Here is a 16,106-nt window from a genome sequence, read left to right as displayed (position 1 = left end):
TCAGCACTGCAGCACCGCGCGACACATCTCGTAGTCCCTTGCTCCGCGACCAGTCAAAGCACACGAATCGCTACGAGGCAGCCCCCTTCATCTGTCGAATGGCCCCGCTAAACTCGATCGCATTCGGATAAACAGCGGGACAACCAGCGGGAATAACAACGAGCCTCGGCTTCACTGCGCACAGCGCGGGCCGATGCGCGCAGACGGGCCGGCACGTGGACCACATGAGGCAGCCGGCCGGTCCCAAACAGCTTTCGCACACAGGGAGCCGGTACTCGACGATGGCAGATCTGAAGGCGTTTCCGCGCGAGTGGCGGCGGACGCTGTTCGCCGGCGCGAGCGTGTCCGGTGCCCGGCGTGCCGCTTCGCCACGCGCAGACCTGTTTATCGCGGCGTTCATCATCGCGGTCGTCGCGCTGTTCATCCTGCCGCTGCCGCAAGCGGCGCTCGACGGGATGATCTCGCTGAATCTCGCGGTCAGCATCGTGCTGCTGACGGTGTCGACGTATGTGCCGTCCGCAGTCAGCTTCTCGTCGTTTCCCGCGTTGCTGCTGTTCACGACGCTGTTCCGTCTCGCGCTGAACATCGCGTCGTGCAAGCTGATCCTGCTGCACGCGAACGCCGGTCATGTGATCGATGCGTTCGGCCGGCTGGTGGTCGGCAACAACGTGGTGGTTGGCGGCGTGGTCTTTCTCGTGATCGCGGTCGTGCAGTTCATCGTGATCGCGAAGGGCTCGGAGCGGGTCGCGGAAGTCGGTGCGCGTTTCTCGCTCGACGCGATGCCCGGCAAGCAGATGAGCATCGACGCCGATCTGCGCGCGGGCATCATCAGCGCGGACGAAGCGCGCGAGCGCCGCGAAAAACTCGAACAGGAATCGCAACTGCACGGCGCGATGGACGGCGCGATGAAGTTCGTCAAGGGCGATGCGATCGCGGGCCTGTTGATCGCGTTCATCAACATCGTTGCGGGCATCGCGGTCGGCACGCTGATGCACGACATGAGCATCGGCGAAGCGCTGCAGCGTTACGCGATTCTCACGGTCGGCGACGGCATGGCGTCGCAGATTCCGTCGCTGCTGGTGTCGATTGCGGCCGGCATCGTCACCACCCGCGTCGCGACGCGCGACACGCGGCAACGTCAGTTGGGCGAGCAACTGGGCGAGCAGCTCGGTGCGCATCCGCGTGCATTGCTGATCGCGGCGCTCGTGCTGGCGGGTTTCCTCGTCGTGCCGGGCTTCCCGGTCTGGTCGTTTGCGCTGATCTCGGTCGCGCTCGCGACGATCGCGATCATGCAGATGAAGCGCCGCACCGTCGCGCCGTCGTTCAACCTGATCAACGTTGCCGGTCGTGCCGACGGCGTGCAGGGCGAAGGGCAGGCGGCACGCGTCGCGCACGTCGCGGGCGTGACGTCGCTGATCGCAGTGACGCTCGCCGAAGATCTGCGCCGCGAGCTGAATCTCGCGCAGTTGCAGGCCGCGCTGTCGAATGCGAAGGCGCGCGTCGATGCGGACATCGGCACGGTGTTTCCGCGTATCACGCTGACCGACGACGAGCACGCGCCCGACGGCACGTATCGCGTCTATCTGCAGGACGTGCTCGCCGCGCACGGCGCGTTGAAGCCGGGCTGGCTGCTGTGGGACGGTGTGTCGGCGCTGCCCGAACAGGCCGAACGTCAGCCGGCCGAAGCGTTCGGTCCGTTTGCGACCGCGCTGTGGCTGAAGGGCGACACCGCGACGCCGGCAGAAGGTAAGCATCTGACCTGCGAGGCCGCGCTGGCCGCGCACGTCGAACAGATCGTGCGACAGCACGCGGACGAACTGCTTGGCATCCAGGAGACGCAGGCGCTCGTGCATCTGGTGCGACGCGATCATCCGGAGCTGGTCGGCGAACTGACGCGGCTGGTGCCGCTGCAACGCATCACCGAAGTGCTGCGACGGCTGCTCGCCGAACAGGTGCCGATCCGCAACCTGCGCGTGATTTTTGAAAGCCTGATTACGTGGGCGCCGAACGAGCCCGACGACGTGATCGCGCTGGTCGAGCTCGTGCGCATCGATCTGCGGCGGATGATCACCGATCGTCATGCCGGTGCCTCGCGGCAACTGCGCGTCGTGCTGTTCGAACAGAACCTGCAGGAGCGCATCGAGAACGCGGTGATGCGCACGAAGCAGGGCAATTTTCTGGCGCTGCCGAGCGGCGTCAAGGCGGACATCTGCGAGCAGGTGCGCGCGATCGCGAATGCGGCGAATGGTGCGGGAGGCGCGCCGGGGCCGCACGGCAACGCGCGGCTCGCGGTGATGATCGCGCTCGGTGCGCGCCGCTACGCGAAGTCGATCCTGCAGCCGGTGCTGCCCGATCTGCCGGTGCTGTCGTACCAGGAGATCGAAGAGGACGTGCAGCTGCATACGGTCGGCTGGGTGAAGAATCCGCCCGACGACGGCACCGTCGGTGCCGGCGCGGACGTGCGCAACGCAAACGCGGGGGCGCTGTCGTGACGAGTTCGACGATTCTCGATCTGACGCAGCAGGCGCTGATGCTGGTGCTGCTGCTGTCGCTGCCGATCGTGCTGATCGCGACGGTGACGGGGCTCGTAGTGGCGATCCTGCAGGCGGTGACGCAGGTGCAGGACGCGAACATCGGCATCGCCGTGCGGCTGATTGCCGTGATGGTGGCGCTGGTGGTGCTGTCCGGGTGGCTGGGGGGCGAGGTGCTGCGATTCGCGCAGCAAGCGCTGACACGATTGTTCGTTTCTTCGACGGGTATGCTCTGATGCGCCGACGCGCTATAACGTTCCGATTAGCGTTCTTATTCGACAGACGGCGGGCCCAGTTCGCCGCGACCATGCTGTTTGCGGCGGCGTTGCTGTCCATGTCGCTATTCACACCGGTCACGCCGTCCGCGCGCGCGGCCGAACTGCGCTGGCGCAACCGGCCGTTCACGATCGTCGCGAACGGCCGAAAGATTGCGGACTTTATCCGCGAGCTGGCGTCGTCGCAGGGCATTACGGCGGTGGTCGATCCGAAAGTGGACGGCACGATCAGCGGCCGCTTCTCCGGCACGCCAGAGCAAACGCTCGATACGGTATGTGCGACGTACGGCCTCACGTGGTACTACGACGGCTCGTTCCTGTACATCGATCCTGCCGATCAATCGCAAAGCCAGGTCATTCCGATTCCGCCGAATTCCGCCGGCGAAATCAGCCGCGCGCTGCAGACGATGCAGATCGCCGACAAGCGCTTCTCGCTCGTGATCAACGATCGCTCGAACAGCATCTACGTGTCGGGTCCGCGTCGCTACATCGAACTCGTGCGGCAGGCGGTGAGTTCGGTCGGCAATCCGGCATCGAACGGGCAACTCGCGGACGTCCACGCGTTCCGGCTGAAATACGGCTGGGCGTCGGACTTCACGGTGAACCGCTCGGGCAAGGAAGTGGTGATCCCCGGTGTCGCGACGATGCTCAAGCGTCTGTACGGCAGGGATAACGATCGCGCGACGCCCGCGCCCGTGAGCGCGACGCTCGGTGCCGCCGCGCGGCAGATGAAGCTCGGTTCGGGCATGACGATCGCCGTGCCGCGGATCGAATTCCCCGACATCGCGGGCGGTCCGTCGGGCAACAGTGGCTACGGCGCATCGGGTCTTGCGGGCGACGGCGCGGCGCTGCCGTTCGGCGGCGGTTCGAACGCCGATACGCTGCCGCACATCGAGGCCGATCCGGCGATCAACGCGGTGCTCGTGCGCGATCTGCCGGAGAACATGTACCGCTATCAGTCGCTGATCAACGAACTCGACGTGCGGCCGCGCATCGTCGAAATCAACGTGACGATCATCGACATCGACGATACGTCGCTCGACAGCCTCGGCATCGACTGGCGTCTGCATACGACGCACGGCGACGTGCAGATCGGCAACGGCTCGAATCCGCTGAACGGCAACACGCAGTACGGCGGTTCGGGCAACCCGCCGCTCACGTTCGGCGTCGGCACGAGCGAGTCGGGCCAGACGGGCACGTTTGCGCCGACCGGCATCGCGCTGACCGCATCGATCGGCGGCTCGCTGCGCGACTATCTGCTGACGCGCGTGAACGCGCTCGCGCAGAACGGCAAGGCGGAGCTGCATTCGAAGCCGAAGGTGCTCGCGCTCGACAACACCGAGGCGATCCTCGAAAACCTCACGCAGTTCTACGTGCAGGTGCAGGGCTTTCAGGATTCGTCGCTGTACAGCGTGACGACCGGCACGAGCATCAAGGTCACGCCGATGATCGTCGACGACAGCGCGGGTGCTGCTGCCGCGAAGGCGAATCCGGAGAGCGTGATGATGTCGATCGACATCCAGGACGGCAACGTCGTGCAGGGTCAGTCGGTGCAGAACATTCCGGTGATCCAGCAGCGCAACATCGTCACGAAGACGATGATCGACGAAGGCCGCAGCCTGCTGATCGCCGGTTTCAACGACGACCAGGTGCAGCTCAACAAGAGCGGCGTGCCCTGGCTCTCGGACATTCCGCTGATCGGCAATCTGTTCAAGTACACCGACAAGACCGGTTCGCACATGGAGCGTTTCTATCTGCTGACGCCGCGTGTCGTCGATACCGCGTCGCTGTATGCGCCGGACGGCTCGCCGGTGAATCCGGCCGCGAATGCAGCGTCGGATTCGAATGGTCTCACGATGTACCGGCCGCCCGACAACGACATCGCGGTGCCGCTGACGCCGAAGCCGCAGCCCGGCTCGCGCTTCGGTCCGCCGCCGCTGCCCGCTGCACCCAAGGATGCGGCCTCGCAACCGGCGGTGACGCAAACCGGAACCACGGATCATGGCTACGAGCACCCTTGATCCGCACACGGCGCTGAACAGTAGCGCGTCGGCCCAGCCGCGCGACACGGCAGCGTCGCCGTGGAATCTGTGCTTCCTGAGCGGTCCGATGTACGGCCGCACGATGTCGCTCGCGCGCGGGGCGAACTGGGTCGGCACCGCAGCCGATTGCGAAGTGATCCTGCCGGATCGCGAGATCGGCGCGAAGCAGGTGTGTCTGCAGGTCGGCGCGCTAGCGGTGACGGTGCAGAACTTCGGCGCCGCGAACGATGCGAGCGGCGGTGCGCCGGTGCTGTTCAACGACGAACCGCTCGACGCGTCGCGCCGCTCGCTGACGCCGAACGACGTCGTGACGGTCGGTTCGATCCGCCTCGGCATCGCGCGCAACGCGCAGGCCGCCGCCGCGATGCCCGCCGAGAGCGAAAAGCCGCAGACGGATCGCGATTCCGCGTGGCCCGCGTGGCTGGCGGATGCGATGCGGCGTGTCGGCAGCCGGCGCTTCGTGATCGTGCTCGGCGCGCTGTGGGTCGGTGTGTTGCTGGGCGCGCTGGGGTATGGGCTCGTCGCGTGGTCGGGCAGTTTGCCGTGGCAGCACGAATCGGCGTTGTCGCGCGTGCATCGCTTGCAGCAGGCGTTGAGCGTCTATCCGGAACTGAGCGTCGCGCCGCGCGACGACGGTGCGCTCGTCAGCGGCTATGTGAAGGATGCAGCGGAGCACGACAAGGTCGCGCAGATCGTGGCGGGTGTCGACAACGCGGCGCTCGGTACGGTGTATGTCGTCAGCGATCTGCTGGCCACCGCGCAGACCTATTTCAGCGATACGCCGCTGACCGTGTCGTATCTCGGGCACGGCAAGATCGAACTGACTGGCGACGCGCCGCATGCGCAGATCGCCACGCGGATCCAGAACTACATGAAGGACGCACGTCCTGCGCTCGAGGTCGTCGATCACGTGCATTACGGCGAGCCGGGCGCCGGCCCGACGCGCGCGGGAATGCTCGGCGGCACGGCCGGCATTCCGGAGATCGTCACGGTGTTCGCCGGCGACGGCGATCAGCGCTACATCGAAACCGCGGACGGCAGCCGCTATTTCGAAGGCTCGAAGATGAAGCAGGGGCCGACGGTCGTATCGATCAGTCCCGAGGAAGTGGTGTTCGACAACGACGGCCGCAAGGTCACGATGCCGCTCGGCGGCAGTTCGGCGGGCGCGCCGGTTGCTGCAGCATCGGATGCGTCTGCGTCTTCATCGGTGGTGGCACATGGGGCCGCGACGGGTGTCGCGATGCCGGTGTCGGGTGCGGTGGCGGATGCGGCGACTGGTTCATCGGCCAGTGCTTCGGCTAATGCAGTAACGACCGCAGCATCAGGCACCGCAGCAAGCAGTGTGACCGCTGCAGCAGCAGCGACACACGCAAGTGGAGCCACAGTCGCAGCACCGGCCACCCACGCGTCGCAGCCCTAGCGCGACGCAGCAGAACTCGCGCACGATGCATCGCCATGCATCGCGCGCAACCAGGACCGCACGCCGTGGCGCTCATCGAGCGCGGCGGCAGGCGGAGCGGTACACGGCATGGGGCCGTGGCCGCAGGCAGTAAAACGTTTCTGAACGAAGGAGTAGCACATGGGCACGACAGCAACTTCCCCGAACGGCGGCACGACGGATACCGGTGCCGTTCAGAACCAGGCAAACCAGTTGATCGCAGCGCAGGAAAAGCTGACCGAGATCCAGTTTCAGGTGCAAAGCTCGACGAGCACGTTCCAGACGACCGGCGCAGTCACGTCGGCAGCCGGGACGGCCGCGTCGCAGGCAGCAGAGCACATCGGTTCGGCTGGCCGCTCCTGACGCCGGGCGCTGGCCGCCCGCCTGTCGCAGTACCGCGACGCCGATGACGTGCATCGGCGGCGGCGTTGCGCACGCGCGCGTGCGGCCGGCTACCCGACGTAGCTGCACGACGTAGCAGTGATCCAGCACCGTGATTTAAGGAAGGAGGACAGATCATGACTGTCTCAGGTGTCGCGCCACCGTCGACGGCTGCGCTTGCGGCTTCTCAGTCTGCAACCCAGTCCGCCACGCAGTCCGTGCAGACGGATGGTGCCCAGCACGCTTCACAGGTCAAGCACTTCGATGGCCTGATGCAGCCGCCTGCGCAGACGACGGCCACGACCGCCGCGTTGCCCCCACAGGCGACGCAAACGGCGCAGGCCACGCAGGCCAACCAGACCACGCAACCCGTCACGCCCACGTCTTCCGACGTCCGCATGACGCCCGTCGATGCGAACCATTCTTCGCTGGTCGACCGGCTGCGCAATTTCACGAGCGATCTCGATACGCGGTACTCGAATCTGCAGAAGCATCAGACCGAGATGCTGTCGTCGATGACGCAGAACGCCAACGATCCGTTGATGTCGATGGCACAGGCGATGGACTTCCAGTGGAGCGCGACGACGACGATCTCCGAATACCAGTTGAGCCTCGCGGTCGCGCAGGCGACGAACGGGCTCACGCATTCGATTCTGAAGAATCAGGAATGACCGAGGAATAACTGAGGAATGAGCGCTCATCGATCGATCCGCTGGGGCCGCCATGCGGCGCGCGTCGCCATGGTCGGCGCGCTCGTGCTGCTGGCCGGCTGTCAGAAGGAGCTGTACTCGGGCTTAAGCGAGGCCGAGGCGAACCAGATGGTCGGCGTGCTCGCCGACGCCGGCATTTCGGCGTCGAAGGACAACGACGCGCGCGATACGTCGGATCGTCAGTCATGGCTCGTCGAAGTCTCCGACGACGACATGCACTCCGCGCTGACCGTGCTGCACTCGAACGGTTTGCCGCGCCCGCACTACACGAGCATCGGCGAGCTGTTCCAGAAGCAGGGGCTCGTGTCGACGCCCGCCGAAGAGCGCATGCGCTATCTGTACGGCGTGTCGCAGGATCTGTCGCGCACGCTGCAGGACATCGAAGGCGTAGTCGTCGCGCGCGTGCAGGTCGTGATTCCGGAGAACGATCCGCTCGCGGACAAGATCAAGCCGTCGTCGGCCGCGGTCTACATCCGCTACCGGCCCGGCGTCGATCTGCGCGCGATGGCGCCGATGGTGAAGGATCTCGTCGCGCACAGCATCGAAGGACTGCAGTACGACAACGTGTCGCTGTTTCTGCAACCCGCTGCGGAAAAACCGCTGCCGGCGAACGGCATCGGCAACGCGCTGAACGACATCGTGCATCTGCGTTCGCCGCTCGGCTGGCTGGTCGGTGCGCTGGTGGCGCTGACGTTTATAGTGCTTGCGCTGTCGGCGGCACGGCGTGGGATGTTCGGCAGACGGCTCGCAGGATTGCTCGGTAGCGCACGGGCAAATGGCGCGGCGGGTGGTGCGCGTCCCGGCGTGCGAGTAGCCGACAGTGCGCGCGACGGTGCATAGCGCGTTGCCGCTGCATCGCTTCAAGGAGCTTCAGCGATGACGCCCGCAGACCGTTCGCTGTCTTCGCTATCGATCCCACCCGCGCCGTGGATGCAGCCGCTCGAGCCGCCGACTGGCCCCCGTCGCATCACGTTCTACCGGATGGTGTGCGAGTTCAACCTGCGCCCGGACACCTATCTGCACGTGACGCGCGTGCCGTCCGCATGGCCCGATGCGTACCGTCAGCTGTCGCGCTTCGGCGATGCGGGGCGTCGATTGATCGCGCGGCATCTGCTCGATGCGCACGGCGTCGCGCAACTCACCGACTTCGATGCCGCGACGCCGTCCGCGCGTCTCGCGTTACTGCCGGGTGCGGCGCTCGAACAGCTAGCGTCGCTCGCGGGCCTGCTGCTGCACCGTAACTGGCTGCGCGACGCACTGCATGTGCGCCGCGTGCGTACCGAAGTCGCCGCGAAGCTCGGCGCCGACGCGCTCGAACTGACGCTCGAACGCGCGCCGGAATTCGGCGTGCTCGGCGAAACGCTCGAACCGTGGCGCAACGATCCCGCGATGTTGCCTGCGGTGATCCGCGCGCGCGGCGGTCGTCTGCTCGCGGATTTCGTCGCGGCGGCGGGCGTGTCGGTCGAACGTCGCGCGCGCCTGAAATTCAACCGCGCCATCGACGACGAAGCACCGTATCTGTTGAATCATGCGCAGCGCGACCAGTTCGGCGAGCTGCTGTTTCTGTTCCTGATACCCGAGAGGTTTGCGGCATGGGACTGGCTTTTCTGATCACGAGCGACAACCTGCAGCTGCTGTCCGAGCGCAAGGTGCTCAAGGAACGCGAATACGCGGCGCTGCTCGATGCGTCGGCGGTGATCGCGACCGCGCGCGAAGAAGCGGAGCGCATCGTCGCGGCCGCGCAGCGCGAATTCGACGCGCGTCAGGCCGCCGGCTACGAGGAGGGACTGCGCCGCGCGCAGCAGGAATACGCGGCGCGGACCTACAGCCAGGCGTTGTCGTCGGCGAAGACGATGGAGTCGATGAAGGACGCGATGGCGGAGATCGTCGTCAAGGCGGTGCGTACGATCGTCGGCGAGATGGGCACGCAGCGGTTGTACGAAGCGGCGCTCGCGCGGATCATGCCGCTCGTGCGCGACGAACCGTTTCTGATCGTGCACGTGGCGCCAGGGCATCGCGAGGAGATGGACGATGCGCTCGCGGGCGCGTTCGCCGGGCAGGTGCGGTCGCAGAAAATCCGCGTCGTCGAGGATGCGCAGCTCGCGGCGCGCGCGTGCATGGTCGAGACGCCGTCGGGGCGTATCGATGCGAGTCTCGATCTGCAGATCGATGCGTTGCGGCAGGCGATCCGTCGCGAGCCGTTCACGGGTGCCGGCGGACCTGCGAGATGAGCACCTACGCAGGCACGCTGGCCGGCAGCGACGACGAACCGCTCGTCGACAGCGGACGACTGGTCGGCGATCTCGATGCGGGCCTCGCGTTCTTTTCGCCGGTATCAGTGCAGGGGCGCGTCAATCACGCGGTCGGACAGATCCTGAACGCGACCGGCATCCGCGCGCGGCTCGGCGAAATCTGCGAACTGCGCACGCCGAATCAACCGACACTGCTTGCCGAAGTGGTCGGCTTCTCGCGGCAGACCACGCTGCTGACGCCGCTCGGCGACGTCGCCGGTTTGTCTCCGGAAACGACGGTCGTGCCGTCCGGCCGCGAGCATGTGTTTCCGGTCGGCGCGGGGTTGTTCGGGCGTGTGCTCGACGGCCTGGGTCAACCGCTCGACGGGCTCGGTCCAGTCAGCGGCGCGACATGGGTCTCGACGCAGCAGTCTCCGCCGAACCCGCTTGCACGCAAGATGATCGATACGCCGTTCACGACCGGCGTGCGCGTGATCGACGGGATGATGACGTTGGGCGAAGGACAGCGCGTCGGCATTTTCGCGCCGTCGGGTGTCGGCAAGAGCACGCTGCTCGGGATGATCGCGCGCGGTGCGAAGGCCGACGTGAACGTGATCGCGCTGGTCGGCGAACGCGGCCGCGAAGTGCGCGAGTTCATCGAACATTCGCTGTCGCCCGAAGTTCGTGCGCGTTCGATCCTCGTCGTGTCGACGTCGGACCGGCCCGCGATGGAGCGCGTGAAGTCCGCGCTCGTCGCGACCGCGATTGCCGAACACTTCCGCGATGAAGGCAAGCGCGTGCTGCTGCTCGTCGATTCGCTGACGCGCTTCGCGCGCGCGCAACGCGAGGTCGGACTCGCGAGCGGCGAGCCGCCGACGCGCCGCAGCTTCCCGCCGTCGACGTTCGCGGTGCTGCCGCGATTGCTCGAACGCGCGGGGCAGGGCGAACGTGGGTCGATCACTGCGCTGTATACGGTGCTCGTCGAAGGCGACGAGGAATCCGATCCGATCGCCGAGGAAGTGCGCTCGATTCTCGACGGCCACATCGTGCTGTCGCGCAAGATCGCGCTCGCGAACCGCTATCCGGCGATCGACGTGCTCGCGAGCCTGTCGCGCGTGATGCCGCTCGTCACGAATGCCGCGCATCAGCGTTCGGCCGCGCGGCTGCGCGAACTGCTCGCGAAGTATCAGGAGATCGAACTGCTCGTGCAGATCGGCGAGTATCGCGAAGGCAGCGACCGGCTCGGCGATCTCGCGTTGCGCGCGCGCGATTTGCTCGGCGCATTCTGCACGCAGCTCGCGACCGAGAATGTCGCGTTCGATGCGACGCTCGCGCGCCTCACACGGCTGGCGAACGATCATGTCTGAGATCGAAGAGATGCTCGCCCGCTTGCGCCGCGTGCGCGCGCTGCGCTCGCAACTCGCGCGGGTCGCGGCCGCGCGTCAGCAGGGCATTGCAGCGGAGAGCCGCCGTGCGCTCGACAACGCGCGTCAGCATCTCGATCGTCAGGTCGCGGCGAAGGTAGCAATCCAGCAGCGCCTCGCCGAACCCGCCGATACAGCACACCGCTCTGCGCGCGCCCTCCACGAAGCCGCTGCGGACACGCGCACGATGAATCTGCAGATCGGCACCGCGAACCGCTCGATCGTGCACGCGAGCACGACCCACAACGGCCACGAAGCGGAACTTGCCCAGCGTCAGCGTGCGGTGCGTCGCGCGAAGGCGGCAGAGGACAAGCTGGAGAAAGTCGGCGAACGGACGCAACGCGCGCTGGCTGCACGCGTCGAACGCGCGGACGAAGAAATCTCCGATGCGTACGCGGTGCGCCGCTTCACACCGCCGGACCTCGACGCACAGAACACGCAGGAACCCGTGCAAAACGATCAAGACCCCGCCGACGCCTTCCGCCCAGACACCCGATGCTAGATCAGGCGCAGAATTTTTCCGACATCGCGGCCAGCGCGAAGCCGCTACTCTACGTGATGCCGCGTCTGTTGCCGGTGATGCTGATCATGCCGATCTTCAACGAGGAGATTGTCACCGGCCTCGTGCGCAACGGGCTCGCGGTCGTGATCGCGGCGTTCGTCGCGCCCGCCATCGATCCCGCGCAGATCGCCGATCTGCCGTTTCTCGTCTGGTGCCTGCTTGCCGCGAAGGAAGCGGTGATCGGCATCCTGCTCGCCGGCGCGATGAGCGCGATACTGTTCGCGATCCAGGGCGTCGGCTATCTGATCGACTTCCAGACTGGCAGCGGCAGCGCGTCGTTCTTCGATCCGATGGGCGGACACGAAGGCGGACCGACGTCCGGCTTCCTGAACTTCGTCGCGATCGTGCTGTTCGTGACAGCAGGCGGTCTGCAGATGCTCGTCCAGGTGTTCGCGCAGTCGTATGTGTGGTGGCCGATCGGCTCACTGATGCCGAATTTCTCCGACGTGCTGGCGACTTTCATCCTGCGGCAGACCGACGCCGTCTTCGTGTGGATGGTGAAGATCTCCGCGCCGGTCGTGATCGTGCTAGTACTCGTCGACGCGGGCATCGGGCTCGTCGGGCGCGCGGTGCCGCAGCTGAACATCTTCACGTTTTCGCAGCCGGTGAAGAGCGCGCTTGCGATGCTGATGATGGTGCTGTTCCTGCCCCTCGTGTACGCGTCGCTGCACGATCTGCTGAGTCCCGACAGCGGAATGATCGCGCTGCTGCGCTCGCTGTTGACGCACGGTCACTGAGCAGGGCCAACCATGGCGGAAAAAAGTCAGAAGCCCACCGCGAAACGCCTGCGCGACGCGCGCGAGAAAGGCGACGTACCGAAGAGCCAGGACACGATCTCGACGGCGGTTTTTGTCGGCATCTGCATCGCGCTTGCAGCCGGTATCACGCAGATGTTCGCGCGGATCGACGCGCTGTTCCGGCTCGTGTTCGACGCAGTCAGCGCGCCGGACCCGGGCGAACGGATCGCGACGCTAGTCGATGCGGCCGCGCACACGTGGCTGCTGCCGTCGCTTGCGTTCATCGGTATCGGTCTCGCGGTCGGCGTGCTCGCGGGCTTCGTGCAGGTGGGCGGCGTGATGGCGTGGAGCCGGCTAGTGCCGTCGCTCGGGCGAATCAATCCCGCCGAAGGGATGAAGAACCTGTGGTCGATGCGCAACCTCGTCAACCTCGGGAAGATGCTACTGAAGACGACGCTGCTCGTCGCGACGCTTGGCTGGCTGATCTACACGTCGCTCGATCCGGCGGTGCAGTCGGGCTTCACGCGGCCGCTGTCGATTCTCGCGCTGATCGCGCATCTGCTGATGGTGCTGTTCGGCTGGGCTGCGCTGGTGTTCATCGTGATGGCGTTGATCGATATCGTGCATCAGCGTTTCGAGTTCAGCCAGAAGATGAAGATGTCGATCGAGGAAGTGCGGCGCGAATACAAGGAAAGCGAAGGCGATCCGCACGTGCAGTCGCGACGCAGGCAGATCGCGCTCGAAGTGCAGCTCGCGTCGCTGAACGACCGGATCGGCTATGCGTCGGCGGTCGTGTATTCGGCGCGCGTCGCGGTCGCGCTGTACTACGGCGGACTCGGCACGCTGCCGTGGGTGCTCGCGCGCGGCGAGGGCGAAGCGGCCGAGCGGATCGTCAAGCTCGCGCAGTCGTCGCTGCGGCCGACGCTTGCAAACACCGGCCTCGCCGAAGCCCTATACGACGCGACGCCCGAGAACGGAACGATTGGCCGCAGCCACTTCGAGGAAGTGGCGCGGCTGTTGAAGTGGGCGAAGGGCGCGGGCTAGACGGGCTGTGTTGAGGTCACTGCGCGTCGAGTTGTTCCTTGAAAAACGCCAGCACCTTCTCGTTGAAGTCCGCGTGAAACGCGCTGCGGTCGAAGCCGGGCGGATCGGTGCAGATCTCCGGTGCGGTTTTGAGCCGGGCCGGCGAGCACGGCGGCAGAAACCCGAAGTGCACCGAATTCGGCACCTTGTGGAAGTCCGGCGGATCGGGCAGGTTGTGCGCGATGGCGGCCACGGCTTCCGGCGCGACGCCGTCGCCGCCCTGTTCCGATGACCAGAGCTGGATCGGGATCGAGACGTCCTTCAAGCCTTCGGCGGTGAAGAGCGGCGCGAACGGGTCGGCGATCACGGCGGCGTCGATGCGGTCGTCGTGCACCACGGGGGCAGCGAGCAGTTGCTTGAAGCGCTGTCTGATCAGCGCGCAGGCCTTGCCTTCCGGGTCGGCTACGCACGGCGAGCCGGGCGGAGGTCCGAGCCGTTCGAAATCGGGATCGGCACCGGCGAGGACCAGGCCCGTGTAGCCGCCGCGCGAGAAGCCATAGAAACCGATGCGGTCGGCGTCGAGCTTCGCGTGCGCGGGCCATTTCTCGAGCATGTAGTCGATCAGCCGGCTGACGTCCATCGGGCGGGTGGCGAGCGCGATAATCGAATCGTTGGGGCCGCCGCGAATCTGGTAGTTGTCGTCCGAGTGATTGACCTCGGCGACGACGAAGCCCGCATCCGCGAGTTTTTCGGCGGTGTCGTGCTGATTGAGGAACGAGCCGCCGTAGCCGTGCGACATGACGATCAGCGGCAGGTCCGTGCCGGCGAGCGGGCAGTCGTGGGTCCCGTCGATGACCGTCTGGCCGAGTGCGATTTTCTCGGAGGGCGCTTTGCAGGGGGTCCACACGCCGCCGTATAACGCTGGGCCGTCCTTGCTGGCGGGAACCTGGATCAGATCGAAGCCGGCTGCGTGGGCAAGCGTGGCGCATAGACCGAGAGCCAGCGGGAAAAGACTCGGAAAAAGACTGCGACGGATGGCCTTGAAGCGGATGTGTGGGTGAAACATGGCACATGCTCCTTTCAGTTTTTGTGTGTAACGCGTGGTTATGGCGACGGGTTGATAAGGGTTATCTAATCGGATCGCGGCATCGGTGTCCTCGTACAGATCACCTTGCATCACGTTTTCAGGCGCCGGATTGCCGGCGTGCCCCAGCCGCCGTGCATCTACAAGAACGAATAAACGATCGATCGCCTGAAACGGCACTTTACGTGGAATTAAGGGGGAGTAGTGTGGCGGATTTAAGTACCGGCGTAATGCCCTATGCCGATGTCCGCTCTAAAGTAGCTTTCGCAGGGGTAATTTCCGGCGTATAGAATCAGTTTTCACATTATCTGCCGATAATGCGAATCCACCGACCGGCATTCTTTCGACGAAGCCGCAATACGGTCGGCACCCACACCCTATCGAGAATGACTGGAAGAGGAGCACGACATGTTTGGCATCGGCAAGAAAATCCAGGACGCAATAAAGAAAGCGGAAACCGACCCCGTCGGCGCGATGGAGGATCACAAGAAAACCTTGAACTCCGGATTAACCGGTCTCATGACAAAAACTTTTATGGGTAAAGGTTTTGTCGACAGGATGAACGGTGTGATGGACATGGGACAGAATGCGCTGGCAACACAGCAGGCACGTCTGAAACTGCTCCAGACCGGACTGGACGGCACCGCCGATATCCATTCCGTGCAGGACACCGGGGCCACGGTCAACGAGAGTCCCGTCGTCGTGATCCAGATGACGGTCACACCGGCGAACGGCGAGCCTTACGACGTCAACATCCAGACGATGGTCTCGCGCATTGCGGTGCCGCGGGTTGGCGACAAGGTAAAAATCAAATATGCCGCTGAGGATCCTCAGCAGGTTGCGATTGTCTAGGCGCGGGCGGCGTGGGCACGACGGTGCTCGACAGACGTATACCCACGCCGGGGACGACAGCGGAAGTCATTGTTTGCTGGTGTCGATGTGTTGCGCCAGCTGGCCGACCAGCGCCTGGTAATCGGCGTCGCTGCCTTTGTGCAGCACGCCGTCCATCACGTACCCCAACGACACCGTGATCGTTCGTTTGAGCGTGAGCGTGCCGGGTTTGAACGTACCGTCGAAGCCGCCCGACACCGGATCGTTTCCATCGGCAGGCCCGAGGACCCAGATGCCGGTTCGCAACGTGTCGTCGCCGGGCGTGTTTTCGGGCCACAGGTCTTTCACCTCGATGGCCTGCGGTTTCTCGCCGGCGATCGTCAGTTCTCCGCGGCCGCCGTACTTCTTCAGGAACGAATCCGTAATCGACAGCTTGAAGCGGATGACCGCGTCCTTGTGAACGGGTTGCGGATTCTGCACGAACACGTCGGGATTCGGGTTGGGGACATAGATACCGGAGATCTGCATCTTCCCGACCCACTCGCCGCGAATCGATCCGGCGGGAGCGGGCAGCACGTGCGAAAACCAGCCTTCGACGAAGTCCCGGTTCAGGTATCCGAAGACGACGATGAACAGCAGGATAACCAGCTTTGAAGGGCGCCTCATGGGGGTTTTTGTTTGCATGTTCCGTCGTTGCGGCGAGATGGTGCGTCGGCAGCTTCGCGGAGTATGCGCCTGATGGCAGGGCGGACGACAGTACAGGATGCGCGATCGCACCGGAGTAATCGATCGGCTGAAGCCAGCCCCCGCGTATTTCAACGCGCGGAGCAGGCTCCC

Annotated in this window: 16 protein-coding genes; 14 read left to right on the top strand and 2 right to left on the bottom strand. The window is 65.2% G+C overall.

The window, feature by feature from the left end; translation table 11 throughout:
* Positions 1–281: 281 nt before the first annotated feature.
* The 13 genes from sctV (at position 282) to E1748_RS02535 (ending at position 13,375) form a co-directional block, all read left to right on the top strand.
* Positions 282–2,492: a type III secretion system export apparatus subunit SctV gene (gene sctV, locus E1748_RS02595; protein WP_133645585.1), complete on the top strand. Its 2,211-nt coding sequence runs from the start codon at positions 282–284 to the stop codon at positions 2,490–2,492.
* Positions 2,489–2,767, top strand: a complete 279-nt coding sequence (gene sctS / locus E1748_RS02590; protein WP_133645584.1) for a type III secretion system export apparatus subunit SctS — start codon at positions 2,489–2,491, stop codon at positions 2,765–2,767. Before sctV ends, sctS begins: the two co-directional genes overlap by 4 nt.
* Positions 2,767–4,827 (top strand): type III secretion system outer membrane ring subunit SctC, encoded by a 2,061-nt coding sequence (gene sctC / locus E1748_RS02585; RefSeq protein WP_133645583.1) that lies wholly within the window; start codon positions 2,767–2,769, stop codon positions 4,825–4,827. The genes sctS and sctC overlap by 1 nt, the downstream gene beginning before the upstream one ends.
* Positions 4,808–6,268, top strand: coding sequence for a type III secretion system inner membrane ring subunit SctD (gene sctD / locus E1748_RS02580; RefSeq protein WP_133645582.1), 1,461 nt, complete (start codon positions 4,808–4,810; stop codon positions 6,266–6,268). The genes sctC and sctD overlap by 20 nt, the downstream gene beginning before the upstream one ends.
* Positions 6,269–6,427: 159 nt before the next feature.
* Positions 6,428–6,649: a hypothetical protein gene (locus tag E1748_RS02575; protein ID WP_133645581.1), complete on the top strand. Its 222-nt coding sequence runs from the start codon at positions 6,428–6,430 to the stop codon at positions 6,647–6,649.
* Between the two features lie 155 nt (positions 6,650–6,804).
* Positions 6,805–7,338 carry a hypothetical protein gene (locus E1748_RS02570; protein ID WP_133645580.1) on the top strand — a complete coding sequence of 178 codons (534 nt, stop codon included), beginning with the start codon at positions 6,805–6,807 and terminating at the stop codon, positions 7,336–7,338.
* An 18-nt stretch (positions 7,339–7,356) separates the two neighbouring features.
* Positions 7,357–8,217, top strand: a complete 861-nt coding sequence (sctJ, locus tag E1748_RS02565; protein ID WP_133645579.1) for a type III secretion system inner membrane ring lipoprotein SctJ — start codon at positions 7,357–7,359, stop codon at positions 8,215–8,217.
* A 36-nt stretch (positions 8,218–8,253) separates the two neighbouring features.
* Positions 8,254–8,988: a SctK family type III secretion system sorting platform protein gene (locus E1748_RS02560; RefSeq protein WP_133645578.1), complete on the top strand. Its 735-nt coding sequence runs from the start codon at positions 8,254–8,256 to the stop codon at positions 8,986–8,988.
* The gene (gene sctL / locus E1748_RS02555; RefSeq protein WP_133645577.1) at positions 8,970–9,608 is read left to right on the top strand and encodes a type III secretion system stator protein SctL; all 639 of its coding nucleotides are present in this window, start codon (positions 8,970–8,972) and stop codon (positions 9,606–9,608) included. The genes E1748_RS02560 and sctL overlap by 19 nt, the downstream gene beginning before the upstream one ends.
* A complete protein-coding gene (locus tag E1748_RS02550; RefSeq protein WP_133645576.1) occupies positions 9,605–10,975 on the top strand; it encodes a FliI/YscN family ATPase in 1,371 nt (456 codons plus the stop codon). Before sctL ends, E1748_RS02550 begins: the two co-directional genes overlap by 4 nt.
* Positions 10,968–11,534, top strand: a complete 567-nt coding sequence (locus E1748_RS02545; RefSeq protein ID WP_133645575.1) for a hypothetical protein — start codon at positions 10,968–10,970, stop codon at positions 11,532–11,534. The genes E1748_RS02550 and E1748_RS02545 overlap by 8 nt, the downstream gene beginning before the upstream one ends.
* Positions 11,528–12,331: a type III secretion system export apparatus subunit SctT gene (gene sctT / locus E1748_RS02540; protein WP_133645574.1), complete on the top strand. Its 804-nt coding sequence runs from the start codon at positions 11,528–11,530 to the stop codon at positions 12,329–12,331. Before E1748_RS02545 ends, sctT begins: the two co-directional genes overlap by 7 nt.
* Before the next feature lie 12 nt (positions 12,332–12,343).
* On the top strand, positions 12,344–13,375 hold the full coding sequence (locus E1748_RS02535; RefSeq protein ID WP_133645573.1) for an EscU/YscU/HrcU family type III secretion system export apparatus switch protein: 1,032 nt from the start codon (positions 12,344–12,346) through the stop codon (positions 13,373–13,375).
* A gap of 16 nt (positions 13,376–13,391) precedes the next feature.
* Here the strand turns inward: E1748_RS02535 and E1748_RS02530 are convergent, their stop codons facing one another.
* The gene (locus tag E1748_RS02530) at positions 13,392–14,618 is read right to left on the bottom strand and encodes an alpha/beta hydrolase family protein (RefSeq protein WP_240766263.1); all 1,227 of its coding nucleotides are present in this window, start codon (positions 14,616–14,618) and stop codon (positions 13,392–13,394) included.
* A 228-nt stretch (positions 14,619–14,846) separates the two neighbouring features.
* Here E1748_RS02530 and E1748_RS02525 point away from each other — a divergent pair, with 228 nt between their 5' ends.
* Complete coding sequence (locus tag E1748_RS02525) at positions 14,847–15,290, top strand: hypothetical protein (RefSeq protein ID WP_133645572.1); 444 nt, start codon at positions 14,847–14,849, stop codon at positions 15,288–15,290.
* Between the two features lie 66 nt (positions 15,291–15,356).
* Here the strand turns inward: E1748_RS02525 and E1748_RS02520 are convergent, their stop codons facing one another.
* The gene (locus tag E1748_RS02520) at positions 15,357–15,935 is read right to left on the bottom strand and encodes a hypothetical protein (RefSeq protein ID WP_133645571.1); all 579 of its coding nucleotides are present in this window, start codon (positions 15,933–15,935) and stop codon (positions 15,357–15,359) included.
* Positions 15,936–16,106: the final 171 nt, after the last annotated feature.

Origin of the sequence: Paraburkholderia flava, assembly GCF_004359985.1 — a bacterium.
Lineage (GTDB): Bacteria > Pseudomonadota > Gammaproteobacteria > Burkholderiales > Burkholderiaceae > Paraburkholderia > Paraburkholderia flava.
This window is presented reverse-complemented; position numbering and strand designations above follow the sequence as displayed.

Excerpts from the sequence above, each read along its gene's own strand:
- sctV (WP_133645585.1), top strand. The coding sequence starts at position 282 with ATGGCAGATCTGAAGGCGTTTCCGCGCGAGTGGCGGCGGACGCTGTTC.
- sctC (WP_133645583.1), top strand. The coding sequence starts at position 2,767 with ATGCGCCGACGCGCTATAACGTTCCGATTAGCGTTCTTATTCGACAGA.
- sctD (WP_133645582.1), top strand. The coding sequence starts at position 4,808 with ATGGCTACGAGCACCCTTGATCCGCACACGGCGCTGAACAGTAGCGCG.
- E1748_RS02575 (WP_133645581.1), top strand. The coding sequence starts at position 6,428 with ATGGGCACGACAGCAACTTCCCCGAACGGCGGCACGACGGATACCGGT.
- E1748_RS02570 (WP_133645580.1), top strand. The coding sequence starts at position 6,805 with ATGACTGTCTCAGGTGTCGCGCCACCGTCGACGGCTGCGCTTGCGGCT.
- sctJ (WP_133645579.1), top strand. The coding sequence starts at position 7,357 with ATGAGCGCTCATCGATCGATCCGCTGGGGCCGCCATGCGGCGCGCGTC.
- E1748_RS02560 (WP_133645578.1), top strand. The coding sequence starts at position 8,254 with ATGACGCCCGCAGACCGTTCGCTGTCTTCGCTATCGATCCCACCCGCG.
- sctL (WP_133645577.1), top strand. The coding sequence starts at position 8,970 with ATGGGACTGGCTTTTCTGATCACGAGCGACAACCTGCAGCTGCTGTCC.
- E1748_RS02550 (WP_133645576.1), top strand. The coding sequence starts at position 9,605 with ATGAGCACCTACGCAGGCACGCTGGCCGGCAGCGACGACGAACCGCTC.
- E1748_RS02545 (WP_133645575.1), top strand. The coding sequence starts at position 10,968 with ATGTCTGAGATCGAAGAGATGCTCGCCCGCTTGCGCCGCGTGCGCGCG.
- sctT (WP_133645574.1), top strand. The coding sequence starts at position 11,528 with ATGCTAGATCAGGCGCAGAATTTTTCCGACATCGCGGCCAGCGCGAAG.
- E1748_RS02535 (WP_133645573.1), top strand. The coding sequence starts at position 12,344 with ATGGCGGAAAAAAGTCAGAAGCCCACCGCGAAACGCCTGCGCGACGCG.
- E1748_RS02525 (WP_133645572.1), top strand. The coding sequence starts at position 14,847 with ATGTTTGGCATCGGCAAGAAAATCCAGGACGCAATAAAGAAAGCGGAA.
- E1748_RS02520 (WP_133645571.1), bottom strand. The coding sequence starts at position 15,935 with ATGAGGCGCCCTTCAAAGCTGGTTATCCTGCTGTTCATCGTCGTCTTC.